The organism is Bosea sp. BIWAKO-01 (assembly GCF_001748145.1).
GTDB lineage: Bacteria > Pseudomonadota > Alphaproteobacteria > Rhizobiales > Beijerinckiaceae > Allobosea.
Map to the genome: position 1 here is coordinate 5,754,953 of NZ_BCQA01000001.1, position 22,612 is coordinate 5,777,564.

The following is a 22,612-nucleotide window of genomic DNA, read 5'->3' on the forward strand; positions in this document are numbered from 1 at the left end:
GATGGACATCGATCATCAATCGCTCGTCGGATTCGCCAAGAGTTGGGGCCTTTTCTACCTGATCGCGCTGGCGGCTGGCGTGCTGATCTATGCTCTGTGGCCCTCGAACCGGGCCCGCTTCGACAGAGCCAGGAAGAGCATTCTCGACAAGGACGACAGGCCGGGGGACTGAAACATGGACCAGGCGAAGCGGGACCCCGTCACGGGACAGTTGACGACCGGTCACGAGTGGAACGGCATTGAGGAACTCGACACGCCGATTCCGCGCGTGGTGCTGTTCTTCCTGGCGGCCTCGACGCTGTTTGCGGTGATCTATTGGCTGCTGATGCCGGCCTGGCCGCTCGGCTGGACCTATACGAAGGGTCTGCTCGGCAACGACCAGCGCCAGATCGTGGCCCGCCAGGTCCAGGATGCGGTGGCCGAGCGCGCCGCCTGGACCGACCGCATCGCCAAGGCCTCCTTCGCGGAGATCGCCGCCGATCCCGCGCTGATGCGCCATGTGCGCGACACCGGGCGGACCCTGTTCGGCGACAACTGCGCCGTCTGCCATGGCAGCGATGGCAAGGGCGGACCGGGCTTCCCCAATCTCGCCGCCGGCTCCTGGCTCTGGGGCGGCGAGCCCGAGGCGATCGCCGAGACCATCCGCGTCGGCATCAACGGAACGAGCGCGCAGACGCGCGCCGCGCAGATGCTGGCCTTCGGCCGCGATGGCATGCTCACCCGCGAGCAGGTGTCAAACGTCGTTGCCTATGTCCTCTCGCTTTCCGGGCAGCCGCTCTCGGAGGCGGACCAGGCGCGCGTGCCCGCCGGCAAGCAGGTGTTTGCAACAACCTGCGTCGCCTGCCACGGCGAGGACGGCAAGGGGCGGCACGATCTCGGCGCGCCGGACCTCACCGATGCCGCCTGGATCTATGGCAGCGATCCGCAATCGGTCTTCGACAGCGTCCATTACGGGCGCCAGGGCCATATGCCGAGCTGGGAGGGCCGCCTTTCACCGACCGACATCAAGCTGCTTGCGCTCTATGTCGGGACGCTGCGGGATGGCGCACGATGAGCCCCTCGGGCAACGGGCGAGCGCGGCGACCCGCCAGCCGGCGGGCGCTCTGGCTGGCACTGCTGGTCGCAGGAGTGGCGCTCGTCGCCGTCGCCAACGCGCATCTGGTCTTTGTGGCGATCGGCTCGCAGCCGGACTGCGTGCCACATGCGAAATCGGCGGGCGAGGCAGGCATGTTTCGTGCCGCCCGCCCGGCCTGCTGAAGCGGGGAGGAGCATCATGGGCACGATCGAAAACGGCCAGATCGAAAGCGGCCAGGACATGCCGCTGCCCCTCGCCGCACAGCGACGGCGCAACCTGCCGGCGGGCACGGCTTTCGCCTGGCTCGGAGCGGGCTGGCGCGATCTCTGCCACAGCCCCGTGCCGAGCCTGCTCTACGGAACAGCGGTGTTCCTGGTGTCGCTCGGCATCGTCTGGGGGCTGTTCCGCTACGAACTCGACTACATCCTGCTGCCCGCTCTCGCCGGCTTCATGGTGGTCGGGCCGATCCTGGCGATCGGCCTTTACCAGAAGAGCCGCGACATCGAGGCCGGCCACCCCGTCAGCCTCGCACGCATGATCTTCGTCAAACCGGCCTCGGGCGGCCAGGTCTGGTATACCGGCGCCATCCTGTGCCTGTTGATGCTGGTCTGGATGCGGGCCGCCGTGATCATCTATGCGCTGTTCTTCGGCTTGCGACCTTTCCCCGGCCTCAACGATGTCCTCGCCATGCTGGTCTCGACGCCGGAAGGCTGGGCGATGCTGCTCGTCGGCACGGTGGCGGGCGGCCTGTTCGCGGCCTTCTCCTTCGCGATCAGCACCTTCGCGATCCCGATGCTGCTCGACGAGAGGGTCGACGCCTTCACGGCGATGGGCACCAGCATCTCGCTCGTCTGGAACAACCTGCCGGTGATGCTCGCCTGGGGCGCGATCGTGCTCGCGCTCTTCCTCCTGAGCGTCGCGACCGGACTGCTCGGTCTGATCGTCGTCTTCCCGCTGCTCGGCCACGCGACCTGGCATAGCTATCGAGCGGTCAGATGAGCTGCTGCGCGCCGCCGTTCGACGTCTCCGGCACGTTCGACGGTTCCGCGGCCCGGCAGGAAATCCGGCTCGCCAGCCGCGAACTGGGCGACGGCCTCAGGCAGGCCGATCTCTCCGTTCCGGGCGTTCACTGCGCAGCCTGCATCCGCACGATCGAGACCGGCCTGATGCAGGTTTCCGGCGTCGAGAACGTCCGGGTCAACCTGTCGACCCGGCGTGTCGCCGTGAAGTGGCGCGGCGAGGAGGCTCCCGACCTGCTGGCGGCACTGGCCCGGCTCGGCCATCCCGGCCACCTCTTCGAGAGCGAAGCGGACCGGTCCGATCCGGAGCTCGCCCGCCTGATCCGGGCGCTCGCGGTCGCCGGCTTCTGTTCGATGAACATCATGCTGCTTTCGGTCTCGGTCTGGTCCGGGGCCGAACGGGAGACCCGGAGCGCCTTCCACTGGATTTCGGCCGCGCTGGCCCTGCCCTGCCTCATCTATTCCGGCCGCGTCTTCTTCGACTCGGCCTGGTCGGCGCTGCGCCACGGTCGCACCAATATGGACGTGCCGATCTCGATCGGCATCTGCCTCGCCTTCGGTCTCAGCCTTTACGACACGCTGCATGACGGCCCGCATGCCTATTTCGACGCTGCGACCTCGCTGATCTTCTTCCTGCTGATCGGGCGGACCCTTGACCATCTCATGCGCGAGAAGGCGCGTGCCGCGGTGCGCGGCCTGATGCGCCTGTCACCGCGCGGAGCCATGGTGCTGCGGGCCGATGGCAGCCGCGACTATCTTCCACTTGCCGAGATCGAGCCGGGTATGCGCGTCGTGCTCAACGCGGGCGATCGCATCCCTGTCGATGGCGTGGTCGAGGAGGGAGCCTCCGAGCTGGATTGCGCCATCGTCAGCGGCGAGAGCGCGCCGCGCTTCGTGGCCGTGGGTGCCACAGTGCGGGCGGGAACGCTCAACCTCTCCGGTCCGCTGACCATTGCGGCAACCGCAAGGGCCGAGACCTCCTTCCTTGCCGAGATGGTCCGGCTGATGGAGGCTGCCGAGGGCGGGCGCGCAGGCTATCGGCGCATCGCCGACCGGGCGGCCGCGCTCTATTCGCCGGTGGTCCATGCCACGGCCTTCCTCACCTTTCTCGGCTGGCTGATGGCAACGGGCGACTGGCATCGTGCGATCACCGTCGCCATCGCCGTGCTGATCATCACCTGTCCCTGCGCGCTCGGGCTCGCCGTGCCGATCGTGCAGGTGCTGGCGTCGCGGCGCCTGTTCGAGAACGGCATCATGGTCAAGGACGGTTCGGCCATCGAGCGCATGGCCGAGATCGACATGGCGGCCTTCGACAAGACCGGCACCCTGACACTCGGACAGCCGCGCCTCGTCAATGGCGGCGGCATCGCCCCGGCGGATCTGGCGATCGCGGCCGAGATCGCCCGCCGCTCCAGCCATCCGCTCTCGCGCGCGATTGCCGCTGCAGCGCCGGCCGGCGGCCACACGCTGTCGGACCTTCGGGAATATCCCGGTTTGGGCATCGAGGGGCGGCTGCAGGGGCAGCTCTACCGGCTCGGCCGGGCCGAATGGGCGCTTGCCGCAGACGTCTGCGGGCACGAGGCCGGTACAGTGCTCAGCCGTGACGGCAAGTGGCTCGCCAAGTTTGCATTCGAGGAGGCGCTGCGTCCGCAGGCGAAGGCCGCGATCGCTGCGTTGCGCAGCGAGGGCATCGCAATCGCACTGCTCTCCGGCGATTCCGAAGCCTCCGTGCACAGCATTGCCGCCAGGCTCGGCATCGGCACGGTCGCCGCAGGGTTGCTGCCGGCGCAGAAGGTCGAGCGGCTCGCCGCCCTCGCGGCCCAGGGCCGCAAGGTGCTGATGATCGGCGATGGCCTCAACGATTTACCCGCGCTCGCCGCGGCGCATGTCTCGATGGCGCCGGCCTCGGCCGCCGATATCGGCCGCAATGCAGCCGATTTCGTCTTCCTGCATGATGGACTCGACGCGGTCCCGACCGCACTCGAGCTCGCGCGCGGCTCCGCCCGGCTGGTGCGGCAGAATTTTGCGCTCGCGATCCTCTACAATGCCGTCGCATTGCCGATCGCGATTGCTGGCTATGTCACCCCGCTGATCGCGGCGCTCGCCATGTCGCTGTCCTCCGTCCTCGTCGTCGCCAATGCGCTGCGTCTCAAGAGCGGATCATCCGTTTCTCCTCAGCCAGCCGGAACGATCTCGGCAAAACCGGCGCTGGTCGCGGAGCCGGGCCAATGAGCAGCCTCGTTTTCCTTGTCCCACTGGCCCTCCTGCTCGGCGCCTCGGCGCTCGCCGCTTTCCTCTGGTCCCTCAAGAGCGGGCAGTACGAGGATCTCGACGGAGCGGCCGAGCGCATCCTGCTCGATGACAAGGACGACCGGATTGCAACAGAACACCAGGACGACGTCGCCCCGCTCGAGCGGACCACGCCGCAGAACATCCCAATGAAGTGAAGGTATTCGCGGCCGATCAGGCGAAGGGTAAGCCAGGGGCTGACACGGGATTGGCTATTCCTCGCCGCTATGAGCGTCCGCGCGCGATGCAGAGGTCGGTCGCCCAGCCGAGCGCGATGCCGGCCGCGTAGGCCACCAGATTCCAGGGCGAGAAGACGCGCCCGAGCAGCAGCGCACCTGGCGTCGTCAGCCTGAAGGAATCGAGCCAGGGCGTGTGATAGAGGCGGCTGAGCTCGACGCAGAGCGCGACCAGCGCGGCAAGGATTGCAAGCCAGGATGCCGGCCGACGCAGGGCGATGATGGTCATCAGCCAATAGACCATCGTCCCCCAGAGCAGCGAGCCGCCATGTTTCACCACGCCGAACGGCAGGCCGAGGCCCATCCCGAACCGGCGCAGGAGCAGCCCCGCAGCGATCGTCGCGAGGCAAAGGGCGATCATGGTCCCGCGCGAGCGCAGGTCCGCCTCAGGCACATTCGTCTCAGACACGGGTTTCCGCCTCGGTCGCCCGCTGGAATGCCAGAGCGAAGGTCGTGCCGGGCGCGCCCTCGAGCAGCGCGATCGAGCCGCCATGCGCATTCAGCATGGAGCGGACGATGGACAGCCCCATGCCGGTCCCGCCGCTATCGCGGCGCGTCGTGAAGAAGCTGTCGAAGATCCGCACCCGATTGTTCGGCGACACACCGCTGCCATTGTCGCTCAGGGTGAGGCGCAGCAGGTCCGCCTCGACGTCCGCGACGATCTCAAGCTCGGTTGCGCCGTGGCGCTCCGCGTTGTCGGCGAGATGGCCGAGGACGATACGCAGATTCTCGGCGGAGATGCGGATGGCGCTGTCGAGCGCGCCCTCGGCGCGTATCCGGATGCCGGGACAATCCCGCTGCAGATCGGCGATGGCCGGAGAGAGGCTGGTCGTGCCGCCGGTTGGCGTGCTTTCGGCGCGGGCGAGTTCGCGCAGGCGGTTGGTGATCGCGGTCAGGCGATGCGTGTCGGCGATGATGTTGCCGAGGAAATGGCGGCGCATCTCCTCGCTCATCGCCGGACCGTCGCCGGCGCCATCGTCGCGTAGCAGCTCGGCGGCGCCCTCGATCGAGGTCAGCGGCGATTTCAGCTCGTGCGAGACATGGGCCGCGAAGGTCGCGATGAAATCCGAGCGGTTATTCAGGCTGCCGGCCATGTCGAGAAAACTCTGCGACAGGCGCGCGAATTCGGCCGTGCCGTGGTTTTGCAGCGGCCGCATGGCGCTGCGGTCGCCGTGACCGATGGCGGTCGTGCGCGCGATCAGGCCCTGCACCGGGCGGGTGATGGTGCGGTGAAAGGCAAGCCCGATCAGCAGGGTGAGCGCTGCGACGGAGAGGCCGGCAAGCACGACCTTGCCGCGCTCCTCATAGAGATGGCGGAAGACGTTGCTTGGCGTGCGCGAGGCGTAGAGCACGCCGGCGACGCGATCGCGCAGGATGACCGGCGTCGCCGTGAAGATGCGGATGCTGGTGCCGCGGCTGAGCGAGTAGAGCGGCGGCGGCGCATGGCTGGACACACGCTGCCGAAGCGTCGCGGCAAAACGCCCCTGCAGCGCCTGCCCGACCTCCTCGACATGGGCGAGCGACAGGCCGATCTCGTCTCGGCCCGCGATCACCACGCCGCGGGGGTCAAGCAACCGGAACCCGGCGAGCGTGTTCTGCTGCGTTTCCAGCAGCAGCGGCGACAGCCGCTCGCCGGCAGCCTTGAAGGCCGTATCAGTGGGCTGAGAAGCGGCCCGCGCGTCCGGCCTGCGGCCGAGCAGGTTGTCGCGCGTCAGGTCGAGACTGGGCAGGATCGGCCTGAACGGCTCGTCCGCCGGCGAGGACGGCGTTGCCGAAACGTGAGCCCCCAGCGCGGCGTCGGCCGGCAGGTTGCTCTCGAAGTCGCGCCGGATGGCGGCTGAGAGCGCCACGCTCTGGGCGATCAGCTCGGCCTCGGTCTGGTGGACGAGCTGGTTCTCGTAGATCCGGAAGAAGAACAGCCCGACGAGAGGCAAAGCCAGCACCGCCGTCAGCATCAGGAAGACGATGAGGCTGAGATTGGGCCGCCATTTCGCGGCGACCCGGGCCGGGAATGAGCCAGGCGCGTTTAACTCCCGGCCTCGCAGCGCCCAAGCCTGAAGCCGACGCCGTGCACGGTGTCGATGGCGCTGCCGCAGCCCGATGCCGCGAGCTTGGCGCGGATGTTGCGGATATGGCTGTCGATCGTCCTGTCGGCGACATGGATCGCGCCGCCATAGGCGCTTTCCAGGATCTGCTCGCGGCTGAAGACTTGGCGGGGACGGGCCGCAAAGGTCTTCAGGATCGCGAATTCGATCCCGGTCAGCGGCAGCGCCCTGCCCGCGAAGCTGGCCTGATGCGACTCGGGGTCGAGCCGCAGCGCGCCCCAGGAGAGCGGCTCGGCCGCTGCGGCGGCAGCCGGGCGGCCTGGGCGCGTGCGCCTCAGGATGACGGTGACGCGCGCCACGAGCTCGCGCGGGCTGAACGGCTTGGTGACATAGTCGTCGCCGCCGATCTCGAGGCCGAGCACCCGGTCGATCTCCTCGTCGCGCGCCGAGAGGAAGAGGATCGGTGCATCCGAGGATCTGCGCAGCTGGCGGCAGACCTCGAGCCCGTCCATCTCGGGCATGCCGATATCGAGGATGACGAGATCGGCCGGCTGCCGCCTGAAGCTATCCAGCGCCTGCACGCCGTCCCGGGCGATGGTCGTCGTCATCCCGGCCTTCTCGAGCGCGAAACAGATGACCTCGCGGATATGGCTGTCGTCATCGACCACAAGAATGCGGGGCGCCATCGTCACGTGCCTGTCACTGGCCGGCTGGGGCCGGGCTGCTCGTGCCCCCGAGCGGGGCGGTGGGAGTGTTAGCCAAGTAGCGCGACAGGCGCCACGCCCGAAAGCCCCAGGCCCGCCAGTCCGCCTGCTGCCAGCGGTGACGATCGACCATGCTCACGCGACTGCCCGGCATGTATTGGCTGCCCGCCCAGATCGAACCTACAACCGTCGGGCCGACGGCGGCGATGCGCGGCGTATAGCGGTCGAAGGCCGGGATCACCTGGGGACCGAGCGATCTCAGATAGGCGGCGTCGAGTCGCGAGCCCGTGCCGCGCAGCTCCTGGGAATGGCGGAAATTGTAGTTGGCGATCACCGCCGGCGTGTTGACGAAGCAGAAGGCGTAGAGCGCCAGTGCGAGCGCGGTGGCATTGGCCGTGACGAGCCAGTTGACCGATTTCCGCCGGACGATCTGGACGATGATCAGCACGAGGCCGAGCGCGACAAGCAGCATCCAGACGAAGGCGACGAGCCGGAGCCAGGTCAGCGAATAGGCTTCGACATAGAGATCGAGCCGGAGCAGCGACGAGACCATCAGCATGATGTTCTGGCCGACCCAGACGAGGACCAGCGGCCGAACCAGGCGATGGCGCTCCGATGCACCGGCCGGCCGCATCGCGAGCATGACGAAGACAGCCGCCAGCAGCGCCGTGACGACGAGCGGATAGGCGCCGCGATGGGCGTAAGCGGCATAGCTCATGCCGTCCGGAAGCGCGACGCCGCCCCAGAGATAGGCGATGTCGAGCAGGGTCTGCACGGCAAAGAGCGCGTTGAACAGGACAAGCGAGCGCAGGATCGCCGTGTCTCCGAAGAGCCCGTGGCGATCAGGCCCGGTCACGGTCACAGGTGTAGCCGGGCTCGCCTTCGCCTTGCGCTTGCGGGCGAGCCGGACATGGAGCATCGGCCAGACCAGGCAGAGCATCATCAGCCAGAAGGCGGCGCGCCAGGGCGAGGCAAGGTCGAGCAACAGCCTGAGGTCGATGCGGTTCAACCAGATCTCGACGAGCGGATTGGCTGAGGCAAACAGCGTCGTGAACACGCCGACAAGCACCAGCGGCACGATCCAGCTGATGAGCCAGGCGCTGCCCGAGGACTGGCGCGGCCGCCGCGCCGCGAGGCGACCGACACGGGCGAGATCCCGCATCAGCCTGCCGGCGCCGGCAAGCAGCATCAGCCGCGCCTGCCGGAAAAGCTCCTGCCAGCGCGCCTGCTGCTGCTGGCGGAGAATGACGGCAAAGGCCGCCGTGCAGAGAATGGCGACCAAGGCGGAGAGCAGGCTGACGTCTTCAGCGATGGCGAGCAGCCCCGCCCCCAGCACCAGGAGTGCCAGGGCACGCCTGCGGCCGCTGGCGCGGATAGGGTTCGCCCAGAGCGAGGCGATCGCCAGCACACCAAGGAAATAGGCGAGCGAGATGCCGAGCCCATGACCGTAGAACAGGATATCGGCCAGCAGCACCAGGCCGGAGGCGAGTGCGAGCCGGAGGTTAAGCCAGCGCGTCGCGCGGCGCGCGGAGGAAGCGGCCGTCAGCTCGGCTGACGGGGCGGACACGGGCTCTGTGGGCACTGCTGAAGCGGAGGGCTCTGCTGAGAGTGAAGACATGGGCATGGGGTTTCGCTGATCGAGGATTCGGGTGCGCGGGGACCACGCGGCGGAGCGGGAAAAGCCAGGATGGCGGTCTCGGCAGGCAGCGATCTCGCCACGAGCCACCAGCCGTCACCGGCGAGTCGGCGCGGCAGCCTTGATGCGAGGGAACGGGGAGCGATGATCTCTGCCATGCGCCAGAGATGCGGCAGCCGATTGCAGCGCCGGTCCGCAGAACGCTCAGGATTTCAGGATTGTTGTGCAGTTTTTGTGCAGGAAACAGCCCCTGCACGGGAAGCGGCCGATCGTCGACCCTGATGACCGACAGTGTCGCTTGGCGGGGCAAGCCTCGGTGCTTCCGATACCACGATCGGTTTATTCCGCTTCAACCGCCCCGCCCGGCCTGCGACGTCTGCCGACGACGTTTCAAAACCCGCAGGGATCGATCATCATGGATAAGGCGCTCGCGCATAAGAAGGTTCTCATCGCAGGAGGCGCATCTGGAATGGGCCTGGCGCTGGCGCGGCACTGCCTCGACGCTGGCGCCGAAGTCATCATCGCCGGACGCAATGAAGCCCGGTTGCGGGCTGCCGAAGAGGCTCTTGGCTTTCCCGCGGCGCTCACCGCCGTCGTTACAGATGTGTCCCGCGAAGAGCAGGTGGTGAAGCTCTTCGAGCACGTCGACGGGCTCGACCATGTCGTCTGTACCGTGGCTGATATCGAGGGCGCTTACGAACTCCTGCCGGCACTCGACCTGACGGCCGTCCAGAGAGCCGTGGACAGCAAGATCTATGCGCCACTTCTGCTGGCCAAGCATGGCGTGTCGAAGATCGGTCGCGATGGCTCGCTCACCTTCACCTCCGGTATCGCGGCCTACAGACCCTCGGCCCGCGGGGCTGCGGTGGCCGCCGTGAACGCGGCGCTGGAAGGGCTGGTCCGGGCGCTTGCGGTCGAGCTGGCGCCGATCCGCGTCAATGCGGTGTCGCCGGGCTGGGTCGACACGCCGATCTGGGCCTTCGTCGCCGGCGACCGGAAGGACGAGGTGCTGGGCGCCATGGCCGAGCGCCTGCCGGTCGGGCGGATCGGTCAGCCCGACGACATTGCAGACGCGGTTCGGTTCCTGATGGGCAATGGCTTCACGACGGGGACGGTATTGCATGTCGAGGGCGGACACCGGCTGATCTGATCGGTTCGAAGCTGTCGCTGGCGGCCAGAAAATGCTTGAGCGCCGCGGGCTGGATGCGGCGGCGGCGCCATATCATCGAGAGCGAGGGCGGCGGCCCGGGCCATGGTGCTCCGGCAATCTCGCCGCGCTCCAGGGCCTCGGCGACGGCAAAGTGCGGGACGAGGCCGATTCCTGCCCCGCTCGCCACCAGGCGCACGATCATGGCGATGCTGCCGACCTCGGCCGCGGGGCTTGGGCATGCGAGGCCCGCCTGAGCGAAAGCCTCGTCGAACAGACGCCGATAGACGCATCCGACTTCGGTGACGATGAAGCGCGCGCCTGCGAATGCAGCAAGATCCCCGGCGAGCGCGCTGCGTTTGTCGGGCGATGCGATGATGACGAGGGGCGCCGCTGCTATCGGACGCCGGGCCAGACGTTCATCGAGGTCCGGCGGGTCGAAACGGAAGGCGACATCGATGTCTCCATCCGCCAATCGCCTCATTAATTCGCCGCTGCTCGCGATCTTGATCGTGAGCGTGATCTCGGGATGCTCGCGCGAAAAGCCTGCAAGCCATTGCGGGAGCTTCGCCGACGCGATGGTCTCCAACGCGCCGATGGTGACCGATCCGGCAGGGCGCGCCGCGATCGCGCCCATCGCCGCCCGCGCTTCATCCGCCAGCTGCATCAGCTCCTCGGCATAGGGCTGGAGAACTTTTCCGGCAGGCGTCAGCTCCAAGCCAATCCTCGAGCGCGTGAAAGGGCAGCGCCGAGTTCGGTTTCCAGGGCCTGGATCTGGTCGCTCACGCTCGACTGCGCGAGATGAACCTCTTCGGCGGCGCGGGTAAAGTTCAGCGTTCGCGCCACGGTCAGGAAGGTCTTGAGCGATCTTGTAAGCATGACGCAGTCCACGATTTTGCGTCGATACGCTACGCGGCGGGCCGCCCTCTGACCACCCGCCGCGCTCCTCCGAGCACTCGCAAACGGACAGGCTGCACCGCTCTTCCCGGCAGCGAGGACCGCCGTGGGCGGTGTCGCCCATCCGATTCAATCCACGCGACTGCTAAGCCGGCTCCTGGGCCAGCGTTCGCGTCTGCAGGATGCTGACCGGCGGCCAGGACACGCAATCCACCAAATCGAAGGTGAGAGCAAAGGGCGCAAAGGGCCGCTTGGCCAAGTCGAGAGCAGCCTCACGCTTCGGGCCACTGATCGTCATCGCGATCGTCAGATGCGGCCACCAGTGCTCCGGCAGGTAGTGCGGGTCGCAGAGCGCGGGATCGACGCGTGCATGGAGTTTTGCGTGAGCCTCGATCAGGCGCTGAACGGGGCTGGGCTTCAACCAGAGCACCAGCGGCTCGGTATCGAAGAATGCCATCCGCTCGAAGGTCAGCGCGAAGGCCGGCTCGCCCTTGAGCGCCTCCGCGGCGGCGGCGAGGCTGGATGTCCCGATCGCCCGGTAGCGCGCCAGCGTGATGTGGGGGAAATAGCCGAGCGCGCGGATCGAGGGCGCGGTCTCGAAGGCCGAAGCCTTGTCGACCAGCTCCCAGAAGGGGGTTGCAGGATCCTGCGTGCGCAAGGTGATGCCGAACATGAGGCAGCCTGTGTGCCCCGCCTCGCCCCTTCCTGCAACGGCAGAAGCGGGTGGCGCACCGCCGTGATCTCCGGCCCCTCCCCGGCAGCCTCGGCCGCGCGCCGATCCAGCCCCGATCTTCACCAGGTGCTGCGACCTGCACGGCCGGGCTTAGGGATGACCGGCGCGCACTCCGTCACCCACCCTTCTTTCCGCTCGCATCGAACTGCTTGAGGAAGGCCAGGAGATCGGCGATCCGCTTCTCGTCCTTCAGGCCGGCATAGATCATCTTGGTGCCCGGCACCTTTGTGCGCGGGTTCTGGATGTAGTCGGCGAAGGTCGCGTCGTCCCAGGTCAGGCCGGAATCCTTCATCGCAGTGCTGTAGCCATAGCCTTCGCGGGTTCCGGCCTTTTGCCCGATGACCCCGTTGAGGACCGGCCCGACCGTGTTCTTTGCGGTCTCGCCGAGCTGATGGCAGGCGCGGCACTGGGCATAGACCTTCTCGCCGGCGGCGGCATCCTGCGCGCGGGCGGGCTGGGCGGCGGCCGCGAGCAGCGCGGCGCCCATGAGGTAGGCAAGCTTCATATCGTTGGAATCCTATGGTTTTGGCGCGAAGGGGCTGACCCAGCCGCCGCTCTGGGCCGGAGCCTTGGGCGGAAAGGCCTGGGCGAGATAGTCGAGCAGGATCGCGCGCATCTCGGCGTCGGGGGCCGGCATGCTGTGCTTCTCGGTCATCCAGTTCAGGGTTTCGTCCCAGCGGACGCGGTCCATGCCCTGGCGGCCGACGACCTTCATCGAATGGCAGCCGATGCAGTAGCCGAAGGTCTCGTCGCGGCCGCGGAAATCGGGCAACGACTCGGGCGTCTCCTCCTGGGCGAAGCTGCCGGCGGGGGCGAGGAGGATGGCCGCAAGAGCGGCCATCCGGAGCGAGTGAAGACCAGCCATCGTCAACCGACCAGGATCGCGGTGCGGTGGAACGGGTTGGAGCCGTAGCCCTGCGGGTTCCAGTTGGTCGCGACATGCGGCTGGGCGACCCCGCGCGAATCCGTGGCGCGGACCCAGAACTCGAAATAGCCCTCGCTCGGCAAGGTCACCGCGCCGGTCCAGCGCACCCAGTCATAGCGGTTCTTCGGCTTGGCCAGCGTCATCGCCTGCCAGCGCTGGCCGGCATCGAAGGAGACCTCGACCTTGGCGACATCATGATCGCCGGCCCAGGCAGCGCCGCGCAAGGGCACCTCTCGCGTCGTGGCCGGCAGGCGCGTGCCATTGGCGGGCGCCGTGATGATCGAGCGCACCGGCATCGAGGTCATGTCGGTGAAATTGGTCTTGCCGTCGGCATTCGAGCCCGGAATCAGCGGCACGGTCGGGATGCGGTAGGAGGTTCCGCCCATTCCCTGCCCGTCATGCGGGGTCGCGCGCACCAGGATGCGGTTCAGCCATTTCGACGAGAGCGAGGCCGGCCAGCCCGGGACGAGCAGGCGCAACGGGCCGCCATGGATATGCGGCAGCGGCTCGCCATTCATCGCCCAGACGATCAGCGAATGCGGCTCGAGCGCCTTCTCGATCGGCATGCCGCGCGAGATCGCATCGCGGGTGGTGTCGCCGGAGAGATGCGGATCGGCGCCGAAATGGCCGGTGAACTTGGCGCTGGCCTTGAGGCCCGCGGCCTTCAGCACATCGGCGAGGCGCACCCCGGTCCATTCGGCGCAGCCGGCGCCGCCATTGGTCCATTGGTTGCCGCGCCCGGCCGGCTGGTAGAAGGAGCGGCCATTGCCGCCGCATTCCAGCACCATCCGGAAGGTCTGCGCCGCGAAACGGGATTTCAGCTCGGCCAGCGTCAGGGTCAGCGGCTTCTCGACCTCGCCCTCGATCTTCAGCTGCCAGGTCTCGGCATTCGCCACCGGCTCGGGGATCTGGCCGTTATTGCGAATGAAGAATTTTGAGATCGGCGTGGTGTCGTCATTGAGCAGGCTTTCCGGCGTCTCGGCGACGAGCGGCCGGTCTCCGAGCAGCACCAGGCCCTTGTCCTTGCCCGGGAAATCGAAGGGCTGCGGACCCTTTGGCGGAGCGGCTGCGGGCGCGGCAGCCGGTGCGCCCTGTGCGGCGGCCGGCGATATGATCGAGAGGCGCGGCAGGCCGCCAAGTGAGGCGCCGAGCGCTGCCAGGCTGCCGCCGAGCAGGAGGCGTCGCGATGCGCGTGGAGCGGTGGAGCGTTCGGGGATTGTATCGTGATGCGGTTCGGCGGCGGCATCCCGCGCCTGGACGTCTTCCAACATGGTGTTTTCTCCCGAGGACATGTTCCTCGCTGGAGACGACGCCGGGCCGATGCGATTTATTCCAGGTCGAGAAAAATATTCTGGCGGAGCGAAAGAACCGTCAGCCGACGCAAGCCGGGCGGAGGCTGCGCGCCTCGGCCAGCGCCGCGATCTGCTCGCGCGGGATGCTGCGCTCGTCCTCGGTCAGCCTTGCGACGAGGGCGGCAATACCGTCGAGGCGGGCGGGATCGATGCCCTGCCCGATCAGGGCGTAGCTCGCATGGTGGCCGTGCCAGGCGCGGATCGCGAAACCGTCGCGATCCTGGACGGCTGGCCGCGCCGGCAGGCTGTCGTCGATGGCAGAGATCCACAGGCCGACGCGGCAGCCATTGGGCCCGACATAGCCGGCAAGCACGCCGCCGCCGCGCCGCACGGCGGGGTCGAGCGAGAGATGGACGAGGCGCAGCGAGGCGAGCGACAGATCCGGCAGGGCGTCGACTTTGGCGCCCGCCAGTTCGACGCCGAGGCGCGGCGCCGCGGACCCATGGCCGGCCGGCCCTTGCGCGAGCCAGAGCCGATGGGCGGCAACCGCCGCGGACAGCGGCGGTTCTGCCGGGTCCGCGCGATACAGGCCGAACCAGGCCACGCCCAGTCCGCAGGCGATCAGCAGCGCGGCCGCCACCTGCAGCCAGGGCCGGGGGTTCTGTCGCGTCGGCGGCAGGGCTTCCGGCAAGGCGAAGGCCGGCGCCTCCTCCTGCGGGGATACGGCGCGCATGGTGGCGCGCAGATGCGTCAGCGTCGCGACCTTGGCGGCGATCTCACGATCGACCGCGATCGCGGCTGCGACCTTGGCCGTCTCGCCCGGCTCCAGCTCGCCATCGACATAGGCGTTGAGCAGATCCCAGGAGATGGTTTCGCGCCCGGTCATGTCAGCCACCCACCTGGCGGCGCCGCAGCGGGAGAACGCGAAGATTGCCGCCCTCGACCGCCTCCAGCAGCGCTGCGCGCGCCCGGCTGATCCGGCTCATCACGGTCCCCTGGGGGATGCCGAGGATCTCTGCCGCCTCGCCATAGCGAAAGCCGGCGAGATCGATCAGTTCGAGGATGTCGCGATGCGACGGATCGAGGCGTTCGAGCGCCTGGCGCACGGTGATCTCGGCGATCAGGCTGTCATGATGGCGCCAATACCCGCCCTCGGGCGCGTCCGCCTCGGTGGCGGCAACCTCGGAAGCCTGCTCGCGGCGATGCTCGTCGATCCAGAGATTGCGCAGGATCGTGAACAGCCAGGGCCGGAGGCGCTCGTCCTCCTCGGGCGGCGCCCCCGCGAGCGCCTTCATGGCGCAGGATTGCAGCAGATCGGCCGCCGCGTCCCGGCTGCCGCTCAGCCGCAGCGCATAGAAGAACAGGCGGTCCCAGTTCCGGCGCAGGGCACGCTCGACGACGATACGCAGGATGAGCCCCTCCGCGATGGCTTTCAGGCCCTATCCTATCGCAGAGGCTCCCGGGCTTCTCAAGGCTCGGCCAGGGGTTTCCGGCCCCGTCCGCGGATGTCGCGACCTCCAGCCAGGCGCAGCTTGCGTCGCTGCATGCCGCCGCTTGCGCGGGAGCCGATGCTGCAGCCCCGCCCGTGACGAGATACGGGCGGCCTGTCTCAACAAATCTTAATTCCTTTCTCCCACACCAGAGGAACCACGCTGCCATAAAGGACTCTCCGGACCTCGCCTGAGGCACTGCTGCCCAGGCCCACTCACGCGATGAACATGGACCTGCCGACCCTCTGGTACCTGACCGTTGGAACATCGCTGGTCGCCACAGCCATGACGCTGTGGGAGCGCAAGGCGCATGGCCAGCGCTCACGCCCGCTCGGCATCTGGGCTGCGAGTTATGTCGTTTTCGCCGTCGGCTGCCTGCTCGCCATGAGGCGTGAGGCGTTTCCCGGCATCATAGGCCCGGCGCTGACCAATATCGTCATGGTTCTCGGCTACCTCCTGGTTCTCCAGGGCGTCAGATGCCTCGACGAGCGCGTACGCATCGGCCGCTGCGCCGCCGTGCTCATTGTCCTGGCTGCGGCGTGGGCCATCGGTGGCGAAGCGTTTCCGGTGTTCTTCTGGACCTATGTCGCCTCGCTGCCGATTGCCGCGATCTGCGGCCTGACCGCGCTTGTCCTGTTGCGCAGCCGCGCGGTGAAGCCTCTGCGATCCCGACCGATCGCCGTCGCGGTCTTCGTCTGCCACGGCCTGTTCTATTCCCTGCGCGCGACCCTCGCGCCCCTGCTCGTGGAACTCTACGGCGAGCATCTGCTGCCGGTTCTCGCCAAGGCCACGATGTACGAGGCCGTGCTCTTCATGATGGCCATGCCAATGGCCTTGCTGGCGCTGATCCGCGAAGAGTATCAGGCGCAGCTCCTGGCGGATTCCCGCACGGATTTCCTGACCGGGCTGCGCAACCGGCAGGGGTTTTTCGAGCACGGCGCCAAGGCGCTAAGGAATGCGGACGCGCAACAGCCGGTGTGCCTGCTTGCCTTCGATCTCGACCACTTCAAGGCGATCAATGACCGTTACGGCCATGACGCGGGCGATGCGGTGCTCAAACTCTTCGCCACGGTGTCGCGCGAGATCGCCGACGCCGACGGAATCATCGGCCGCTTGGGCGGAGAAGAGTTCGCGCTCCTGCTGCCCGGCCAGAACAGCACCGCCGCAGGCCGGATCGGCGAGGCCGTCGCCAGGGCATTTGCCGAACGCGCAGCGCGAAGCGACGGCTTGAACCTGACGGCGACCGTCAGCATCGGGCTGGCCGAAGCGCAATCGAACGCGACCGCCCTCGCCGAGCTGCTCTCGGCGGCCGACCTCGCGCTTTACAAGGCCAAAGCGCTTGGAAGGAACCGCATTCAGATGGCCGGCGCGACGGGGGTTTCCGAGGCGGCCTGACGCCGATCGAACGCCCCGATCGCGACAAGCCGCGCCGCCTTCCGGACGGCCAGGCGGAAGGGCGAGACATGACCTGCGCGGACGGCGGCTGCCGTCGCAGAAGCAGCCTCGAATGGCCGTTCCGTCCGCTTTGCCGCGGCTCGCTGGAACTCACACAACCTGGCGTTGCAGACGCTTCTCCAGCGCACGGCTGTAATGCGAGATGAAGGAGCAGAACGCGACATAGAGCAGAGCGACGAAGAGGTAGCCTTCGAGCGAGAAGCTGCGCCATTGCGGATCGCCCAGCGCCTGCTTGGTTGCGAGCAGGAGGTCGGTCAGGCCGACGATGCCGACGAGGGACGTATCCTTGAACAGGCCGATGAACAGGTTGGCGATCGCCGGAACAGCAAGGCGGAGCGCCTGCGGCACGACAACCAGCAACGATGTCTGCCAATAGCCGAGCCCGAGCGCCTTGGCCGCCTGCTCCTGTCCCGCGGGCACGGCCTGCAGGCCGCCGCGGATGGCTTCCGCCAGATAGGCCGCGCTGAACAGCGTGATGGCGATGAGTGCACGCAGCAGAGCATCGATCTGCAGCTTTCCCGGCAGGAAGAGCGGAATCATGAACGAGGCCATGAACAGCACGCTGACCAGCGGCACGCCGCGGACCATCTCGATGAAGATGACGCAGACGCCCCTGATGATGCCGAGCTGCGAGCGCCGTCCGAGCGCCAGCGCAATGGCGAGCGGGAATGCGCCGAGGATGCCGCCGACCGCGAGGAAGACCGTCAGCGGCAGCCCGCCCCATAGATCGGTCGCCACGAAGGACAGGCCGAGCACGCCGCCACGCATCAGGACGATCACGGCGGGGATCCCCAGCAGCCAGCCCGCGATGACGGCCCGCGCCCCAAAGCGCAGCGAGCAGCTCGCCAGCACCAGCATGATGGTCAGCAGCAAGGCTGCGAAAGGTCGCCACTGCTCCTCGAACGGGTAGCGGCCGAACAGGATCAGCCGCAATTTCTCATGGACGAAGGCCCAGCAGGCCCCGCCCATGGCGCGACAGGTCGCCGGAGACGCCGCCCACCAGGTTGCATCGAACACCGCCCAGCGCAGCAGCGACGGGAGATAGGTGACGAAGAGGCCGAGCATCGCGACCGTCAGCAGCGTGTTGCCGACGCTGCCGAACAGGCGTTCCCGCACCGAAGGGGCCGCGGCGCTCATGACGCCCCCTTGAGCGCGACGCGGCTATTGTACCAGTTCATGAAGGCCGAGATCGCGAGGCTGATCGTGAGGTACACGCTCATCAGGATCGCGATGACCTCGACCGCCTGGCCGGTCTGGTTGATGATCGTGTTGCCGATCGACATCAGGTCGGGATAGCCGATCGCGATGGCGAGCGAGGTGTTCTTGGCCAGATTGAGATACTGGCTGGCGAGCGGCGGCACCGCGACCTTCATCGCCTGCGGGATCACCACCAGGCGCAGCGCCTGGCCCCGCGTCAGCCCCAGCGCGGCGGCGGCCTCGAGCTGGCCGCGGCTGACCGACAGGATTCCGGCACGCAGGATCTCACCGATGAAGGCGGCGTTGTAGAGCGACAGCCCGATCAGGAGCGCCGTCAGTTCCGGCGTGATCATGCCGCCGCCGGAGAAACCGAAGCGGGTCGGCCGCGGCATGTCGAAGGAGGTTGTCGCGGCGAGATCGAGCGCCACGGCGGCAAGCGGCAGCAAAAGCAGCAGCAACCCGGGCCAGAGCTTCGCCGGCGCGCCGGTCAACTCCGCGCGCCGGCGGGCCCACAGGCCGTGGCCGGCGAAGGCGACGAGGCCGACAAGCGCCGCCACCAGGATGAGGCCGGCGCCATGCTGCAGCACCGGGAAATGCAGGCCGCTCTTGGCGAGATAGACCCCGGGAAGCAGTTGCGGCGCGGCCGATGCGGCCGGCAGCATCTGGGTCAGCACCGCATACCAGAGATAGAGCTGCAGCAGCAGCGGCGTGTTGCGGACAAGCTCGACATAAAGCCTGGCCAGCGGGCTGACGAGGGGATTGCGCGACAGGCTGGCGATGCCGATGACGAAGCCGGCAAGCGTCGACAGCACGATGCCGAGCACGGCAACCACGAGCGTGTTGAGCAGACCGACCAACAGCGCCCGGCCGAAACTGGCGCTGGCGCCGTAGGCGATGAAGCTCTGGCCGATCTCGAAGCCGGCCGCCTGCCAGATGAAGCCGAAGCCCGTCCGGATCGAGCGCGCCTCCAGATTGCCGACGAGGTTCGTGGCCAGGAATGCGACGGTGCCCGCCAGCACCGCCAGCACGATCACCTGCGTCGCCAGGGCGCGAAAGGACGGGTCGTTCCAGCCTCTCGCCACGCGCGTCGGCGCGATCGCGACGACGCTCATCTCAGCGCGTCGGCATGGCGTACATCTGCCCGCCCTTTGTCCACAGCGCGTTTGCACCGCGCTCCATGCGCAGGGCTGTCCTGGGGCCGACATTGCGTTCGAAGATCTCGCCGTAATTGCCGACCCGCTTGATTGCGCGATAGGCCCAGCCCGGGTCGAGGCCGAGTCTCTGGCCCATGTCGCCGGTGAGGCCGAGCAGGCGCTTGATCTCCGGGTTCGCGCTCTCCTTCATCTGGTCGACATTGGCGGCAGTGATGCCCTTCTCCTCCGCCTCGATCAGCGCCATCAGGACCCATTTGACGGCGGTGAACCATTCGAGGTCGTTGCGGCCGACGACCGGGCCGAGCGGTTCCTTCGAGATCATGTCAGGCAGGATCTGCCATTCATCGGGATTGGGTGCGTCGGAAGCCCGGACCGAGGACAGATATGACATGTCGGCAGAGAAGGCCTGGCAGCGGCCACTGAAGAAGGCGGCGCGCGCCTCGTTCTGGGCCTCGAACACGACGGGCGTGAATTTCTTGCCGTTGGCCCGGAAATAATCGGCGAGATTGAGCTCGCTCGTCGTGCCGGTGGCCGTGCAGATGCTGGCGCCGTCCAGTTCGAGTGCGCTCTTCAGGCCGAGCGATTTCGGCACCAGGAAGCCCTGGCCGTCGTAGAAATAGACGCCGGCATAGAGCAGGCCGAGCGAGGCGTCGCGCGTCAGCGTCCAGGTCGCGACGGTGGTGAGCATGTCGATCTCGCCCGACTGCAGGGCCGTGAAGCGTTGCTGCGGGCTGAGCGGGACGAACTTCTCCCTTGCGGCATCGCCGAGCACCGCCGCCGAGACCGCGCGGCAGAAATCGGTCGTCAGTCCGGTCCAGCGGCCAGAACTATCGGCGATCGAGAAGCCGCCGATGCCGGTGCTGACCCCGCAGGTGACTTCGCCGCGCTTGCGGACGGCATCGAGTGTCGGCCCGGCCTGGGCCGCGGCGGAGAATGTCGCGGCCGCCGCCAGCACGGCCGCGGCGAGGCCCGATCTGACGAGGCCTGATTTGACGAGTCCCGACTTGAACAGAGTCTTCACGTGTCCCTCCCCTGGAACCGCCGCTCGCCGCTGCGACCGGCTTGCGGACTTGCGCTCTTGTTGACCGGCGCATGCGCGGGCTTCGCCGGCTGCGCTCTTGCTGTTGGCCGTGTCGCGGCGTCGTCAGGTCACGGCGCGCCGTTTGGCGAAGCGCTCGTCGCGCCAGATCCCCGAGGTCATGACGTCGTTGAAGGCATCAGCGGCGCGCTCGATATCGCCATAGCCGAGATAGGCGGGCGCGAAGCCGAAGCGCATCATGTCCGGCGCCCGGAAATCGCCGATGACGCCGCGCGCGATCAGGGCCTGTACGACGGCATAGCCGTTGTCGAAGGTGATCGAGACCTGGCTGCCGCGCGCGGCATGGGCGCGCGGCGTGACGATGGCGGCGCCATGGGCGCGGCAGACCGGTTCGATCAGCTCCATGAACAGATCGGTCAGCGCGAGACTCTTGGCCCGCAGCGCGGACATCTCGACATCCTCGATCGCGGCGAGGCCGGCGTCGACGACGCGCATGGACAGGATCGGCTGAGTTCCGCACAGCAGGCGCTGGATGCCGCCTGCCGGCCGGTAGCCGCGCTCGAAGGCGAATGGTGCGGCATGGCCCCACCAGCCGGAGAGCGGCTGCGACAGGGCATCGTGATGACGCGCCGCCGCATAGATGAAGGCCGGCGCGCCTGGTCCGCAGTTCAGATATTTGTAGGTGCAGCCGATCGCGAGGTCGGCTCCCGCGCCGTCGAGATCGACCGGCACGACGCCGGCGCTGTGGCAGAGATCCCAGACCGCGACGGCGCCCTTGGCGTGGATCAGCCGGTTGAGCGCCGCCATGTCGCGCAGCTCCCCGGTCTTGTAGTCGACATGGTTGACCAGCACGACCGCGGTGCGCTCGTCGATCAGATCCTCGATCCGCGGGCCGTCGACGCCCTCGAGCTTCAGGACGAGATCGGGCCGCCCGGCCGCCACGCCTTCGGCGACATAGAGATCGGTGGGGAAGCTGCCGCCTTCGGCGACGATGACATTGCGGTCGGGACGCAGCGCGAGCGCGGCATGCAGCGCCTTGTAGACATTCACCGACACGGAATCGCAAACCACCGTCTGTCCCGGCGCCGCGCCGATCAGCCGTCCCAGACGGTCGCCCAGCGTATTGACCAGCGCAAACCAGCCGGCGTCGTTCCAGCTGCGCACCAGCCCCTCCGCCCATTCCTCGCGCATGGCGACCGCCATGTCGCTGAAGGCGGCCACCGGCGCCGGGCCGAGCGAGTTGCCGGCCAGATAGATCGCGCCCGCGGGCAGATGGAAACGGGCGCGCAGGTGCCCCAGCGGATCGGCGGCATCGCGCCGCGCGATCTCGGACGCCACCCCTGCCCTGTCCAGCGATGCCAGGTTCATCTCGCCTCCACTCATGGCCGATGCCGCCAGCGCGGCCCGTCTGTCGGGGACTATTGGGACGGATATCGAAGATGTCAAATGATATATATATTTTTGCCAATCATGCGGTATTATATATATTGCCGGCACGATGCGAGGATCCGATGGACGAAACCGACGTCGCCACCAAGACCGAAACCGCCTACCGGACGCTGCGCCAGGAGATCCTCGAAACGCGGCTGAGGCCGGGTGCTCCGCTCAAGCTCGGCGCCATGCGGGAGGCCTACGGCATCGGCTGGACCCCGCTGCGCGAGGCACTGTCTCGCCTCGAGGCCGAGCGCCTGGTCACGTCCAGCGCCAACAAGGGTTACACGGTCGCGCCCGTCTCGCTGGAGGAGTTGAGCGACCTGACCAGGGCCCGGCGCCTGGTCGAGCTGCCGATGCTGGCGGAATCCATCGCCAATGGCGACGAGGCGTGGGAGACCGCGCTGGTCGCCGCCCATTTCCGGCTCTCGCGCTGCACGCCGCCGGTGGAAAAGCCGGAAGAGCTGGTCATCAGCGATTGGGAAGAGCGGCACGAGGCCTTCCATCTGGCCCTGCTGGGCGCCTGCACGTCGCGCTGGCTGATGCGCTTCTACGTTCAGATCAAGGATCAGCTGCGCCGGCATCACCGCATCCTGTCGATCGCGCCCGCGCTTTCGCACACCGAGGCGGGCACGCCATGGCAGGACAGCCCCGCCTTCACGGCCTTGCGCGATGCGCTGGCGCTCGAGCCGCATACCGCCTTGATGAATGCGGCCCTGGACCATGACGTCGATCGCGCCGTCAGGCTGCTCGACGAGCATATCGAATTCACCCGCAAGGTCTTCGTCGCCTCCGACCTGGACGGCGCCCCCGGCCCCGCTTCCTGACCCTTCGCGCATTCTCGTCCT

At 67.8% G+C, this 22,612-nt stretch carries 24 protein-coding genes and 1 pseudogene; 9 read left to right on the forward strand and 16 right to left on the reverse strand.

Translation table 11 applies throughout. The features are described 5' to 3' along the window. Position 1: 1 nt before the first annotated feature. The 6 genes and pseudogenes from BIWAKO_RS26800 to ccoS all read left to right on the forward strand — a co-directional run. The gene (locus BIWAKO_RS26800; protein WP_069881246.1) at positions 2–172 is read left to right on the forward strand and encodes a CcoQ/FixQ family Cbb3-type cytochrome c oxidase assembly chaperone; all 171 of its coding nucleotides are present in this window, start codon (positions 2–4) and stop codon (positions 170–172) included. A gap of 3 nt (positions 173–175) precedes the next feature. Further along, positions 176–1,054: a cytochrome-c oxidase, cbb3-type subunit III gene (gene ccoP / locus BIWAKO_RS26805; RefSeq protein WP_069881247.1), complete on the forward strand. Its 879-nt coding sequence runs from the start codon at positions 176–178 to the stop codon at positions 1,052–1,054. After that, on the forward strand, positions 1,051–1,257 hold the full coding sequence (locus BIWAKO_RS26810) for a hypothetical protein (protein ID WP_069881248.1): 207 nt from the start codon (positions 1,051–1,053) through the stop codon (positions 1,255–1,257). Before ccoP ends, BIWAKO_RS26810 begins: the two co-directional genes overlap by 4 nt. A 58-nt stretch (positions 1,258–1,315) precedes the next feature. Then, positions 1,316–2,074 carry a DUF2189 domain-containing protein gene (locus tag BIWAKO_RS26815; protein ID WP_069882825.1) on the forward strand — a complete coding sequence of 253 codons (759 nt, stop codon included), beginning with the start codon at positions 1,316–1,318 and terminating at the stop codon, positions 2,072–2,074. After that, complete coding sequence (locus BIWAKO_RS26820; RefSeq protein ID WP_069881249.1) at positions 2,071–4,326, forward strand: cation-translocating P-type ATPase; 2,256 nt, start codon at positions 2,071–2,073, stop codon at positions 4,324–4,326. The genes BIWAKO_RS26815 and BIWAKO_RS26820 overlap by 4 nt, the downstream gene beginning before the upstream one ends. Next, positions 4,323–4,466: pseudogene (ccoS, locus tag BIWAKO_RS26825) on the forward strand (cbb3-type cytochrome oxidase assembly protein CcoS); the annotation flags it as partial. The gene BIWAKO_RS26820 and the pseudogene ccoS, both read left to right, overlap by 4 nt. A gap of 142 nt (positions 4,467–4,608) precedes the next feature. Here ccoS and BIWAKO_RS26830 read toward each other — a convergent pair. The 4 genes from BIWAKO_RS26830 to BIWAKO_RS26845 form a co-directional block, all read right to left on the reverse strand. Further along, positions 4,609–4,980 carry a ribosomal maturation YjgA family protein gene (locus BIWAKO_RS26830; RefSeq protein ID WP_069882826.1) on the reverse strand — a complete coding sequence of 124 codons (372 nt, stop codon included), beginning with the start codon at positions 4,978–4,980 and terminating at the stop codon, positions 4,609–4,611. Positions 4,981–5,020: 40 nt separating this feature from the next. After that, on the reverse strand, positions 5,021–6,562 hold the full coding sequence (locus BIWAKO_RS26835) for a sensor histidine kinase (RefSeq protein WP_371332097.1): 1,542 nt from the start codon (positions 6,560–6,562) through the stop codon (positions 5,021–5,023). A gap of 83 nt (positions 6,563–6,645) precedes the next feature. After that, positions 6,646–7,350 carry a response regulator transcription factor gene (locus tag BIWAKO_RS26840; RefSeq protein WP_069881252.1) on the reverse strand — a complete coding sequence of 235 codons (705 nt, stop codon included), beginning with the start codon at positions 7,348–7,350 and terminating at the stop codon, positions 6,646–6,648. Positions 7,351–7,363: 13 nt separating this feature from the next. After that, positions 7,364–8,935 (reverse strand): DUF4153 domain-containing protein, encoded by a 1,572-nt coding sequence (locus BIWAKO_RS26845; protein WP_176733411.1) that lies wholly within the window; start codon positions 8,933–8,935, stop codon positions 7,364–7,366. A 484-nt stretch (positions 8,936–9,419) separates the two neighbouring features. On the opposite strand from BIWAKO_RS26845, the gene BIWAKO_RS26850 reads away from it, so the two are divergent. Further along, the gene (locus BIWAKO_RS26850; protein WP_069881253.1) at positions 9,420–10,154 is read left to right on the forward strand and encodes an SDR family oxidoreductase; all 735 of its coding nucleotides are present in this window, start codon (positions 9,420–9,422) and stop codon (positions 10,152–10,154) included. Here the strand turns inward: BIWAKO_RS26850 and BIWAKO_RS26855 are convergent. The 8 genes from BIWAKO_RS26855 to BIWAKO_RS26885 all read right to left on the reverse strand — a co-directional run bounded on the left by BIWAKO_RS26855 (position 10,105) and on the right by BIWAKO_RS26885 (position 15,434). After that, the gene (locus BIWAKO_RS26855) at positions 10,105–10,869 is read right to left on the reverse strand and encodes a substrate-binding domain-containing protein (protein WP_371332098.1); all 765 of its coding nucleotides are present in this window, start codon (positions 10,867–10,869) and stop codon (positions 10,105–10,107) included. The two genes, BIWAKO_RS26850 and BIWAKO_RS26855, sit on opposite strands and share 50 nt — an antisense overlap. Further along, complete coding sequence (locus tag BIWAKO_RS37425) at positions 10,860–11,030, reverse strand: helix-turn-helix domain-containing protein (RefSeq protein ID WP_371332099.1); 171 nt, start codon at positions 11,028–11,030, stop codon at positions 10,860–10,862. The genes BIWAKO_RS26855 and BIWAKO_RS37425 overlap by 10 nt, the downstream gene beginning before the upstream one ends. A 163-nt stretch (positions 11,031–11,193) precedes the next feature. Next, positions 11,194–11,721, reverse strand: a complete 528-nt coding sequence (locus BIWAKO_RS26860; protein WP_069881254.1) for a 2'-5' RNA ligase family protein — start codon at positions 11,719–11,721, stop codon at positions 11,194–11,196. 175 nt (positions 11,722–11,896) lie between these two features. Further along, positions 11,897–12,286, reverse strand: a complete 390-nt coding sequence (locus tag BIWAKO_RS26865) for a c-type cytochrome (protein ID WP_069881255.1) — start codon at positions 12,284–12,286, stop codon at positions 11,897–11,899. A gap of 12 nt (positions 12,287–12,298) precedes the next feature. Further along, on the reverse strand, positions 12,299–12,646 hold the full coding sequence (locus BIWAKO_RS26870; RefSeq protein ID WP_069881256.1) for a hypothetical protein: 348 nt from the start codon (positions 12,644–12,646) through the stop codon (positions 12,299–12,301). 2 nt (positions 12,647–12,648) lie between these two features. Continuing rightward, a complete protein-coding gene (locus tag BIWAKO_RS26875; RefSeq protein WP_176733412.1) occupies positions 12,649–13,977 on the reverse strand; it encodes a sulfite oxidase in 1,329 nt (442 codons plus the stop codon). 100 nt (positions 13,978–14,077) lie between these two features. Next, on the reverse strand, positions 14,078–14,884 hold the full coding sequence (locus BIWAKO_RS26880; RefSeq protein ID WP_069881257.1) for an anti-sigma factor family protein: 807 nt from the start codon (positions 14,882–14,884) through the stop codon (positions 14,078–14,080). A 1-nt stretch (position 14,885) separates the two neighbouring features. After that, positions 14,886–15,434 (reverse strand): RNA polymerase sigma factor, encoded by a 549-nt coding sequence (locus tag BIWAKO_RS26885; protein WP_371332221.1) that lies wholly within the window; start codon positions 15,432–15,434, stop codon positions 14,886–14,888. A gap of 282 nt (positions 15,435–15,716) precedes the next feature. Here BIWAKO_RS26885 and BIWAKO_RS26890 point away from each other — a divergent pair, with 282 nt between their 5' ends. Further along, the gene (locus tag BIWAKO_RS26890) at positions 15,717–16,883 is read left to right on the forward strand and encodes a GGDEF domain-containing protein (RefSeq protein ID WP_201788653.1); all 1,167 of its coding nucleotides are present in this window, start codon (positions 15,717–15,719) and stop codon (positions 16,881–16,883) included. A gap of 150 nt (positions 16,884–17,033) precedes the next feature. Here BIWAKO_RS26890 and BIWAKO_RS26900 read toward each other — a convergent pair whose 3' ends face one another. The 4 genes from BIWAKO_RS26900 to kynU all read right to left on the reverse strand — a co-directional run bounded on the left by BIWAKO_RS26900 (position 17,034) and on the right by kynU (position 21,701). Next, a complete protein-coding gene (locus BIWAKO_RS26900; protein WP_069881261.1) occupies positions 17,034–18,080 on the reverse strand; it encodes an amino acid ABC transporter permease in 1,047 nt (348 codons plus the stop codon). Beyond that, positions 18,077–19,252 (reverse strand): amino acid ABC transporter permease, encoded by a 1,176-nt coding sequence (locus BIWAKO_RS26905; RefSeq protein ID WP_069881262.1) that lies wholly within the window; start codon positions 19,250–19,252, stop codon positions 18,077–18,079. The genes BIWAKO_RS26900 and BIWAKO_RS26905 overlap by 4 nt, the downstream gene beginning before the upstream one ends. Before the next feature lies 1 nt (position 19,253). Continuing rightward, on the reverse strand, positions 19,254–20,315 hold the full coding sequence (locus BIWAKO_RS26910) for an amino acid ABC transporter substrate-binding protein (protein WP_244523560.1): 1,062 nt from the start codon (positions 20,313–20,315) through the stop codon (positions 19,254–19,256). Positions 20,316–20,438: 123 nt separating this feature from the next. Continuing rightward, entirely contained in the window at positions 20,439–21,701 is a 1,263-nt protein-coding gene (kynU, locus tag BIWAKO_RS26915) for a kynureninase (protein ID WP_069881263.1), read from the reverse strand. A 71-nt stretch (positions 21,702–21,772) separates the two neighbouring features. On the opposite strand from kynU, the gene BIWAKO_RS26920 reads away from it, so the two are divergent. Next, positions 21,773–22,591 (forward strand): GntR family transcriptional regulator, encoded by an 819-nt coding sequence (locus BIWAKO_RS26920; protein WP_244523561.1) that lies wholly within the window; start codon positions 21,773–21,775, stop codon positions 22,589–22,591. The last annotated feature ends 21 nt before the right edge of the window (positions 22,592–22,612 follow it).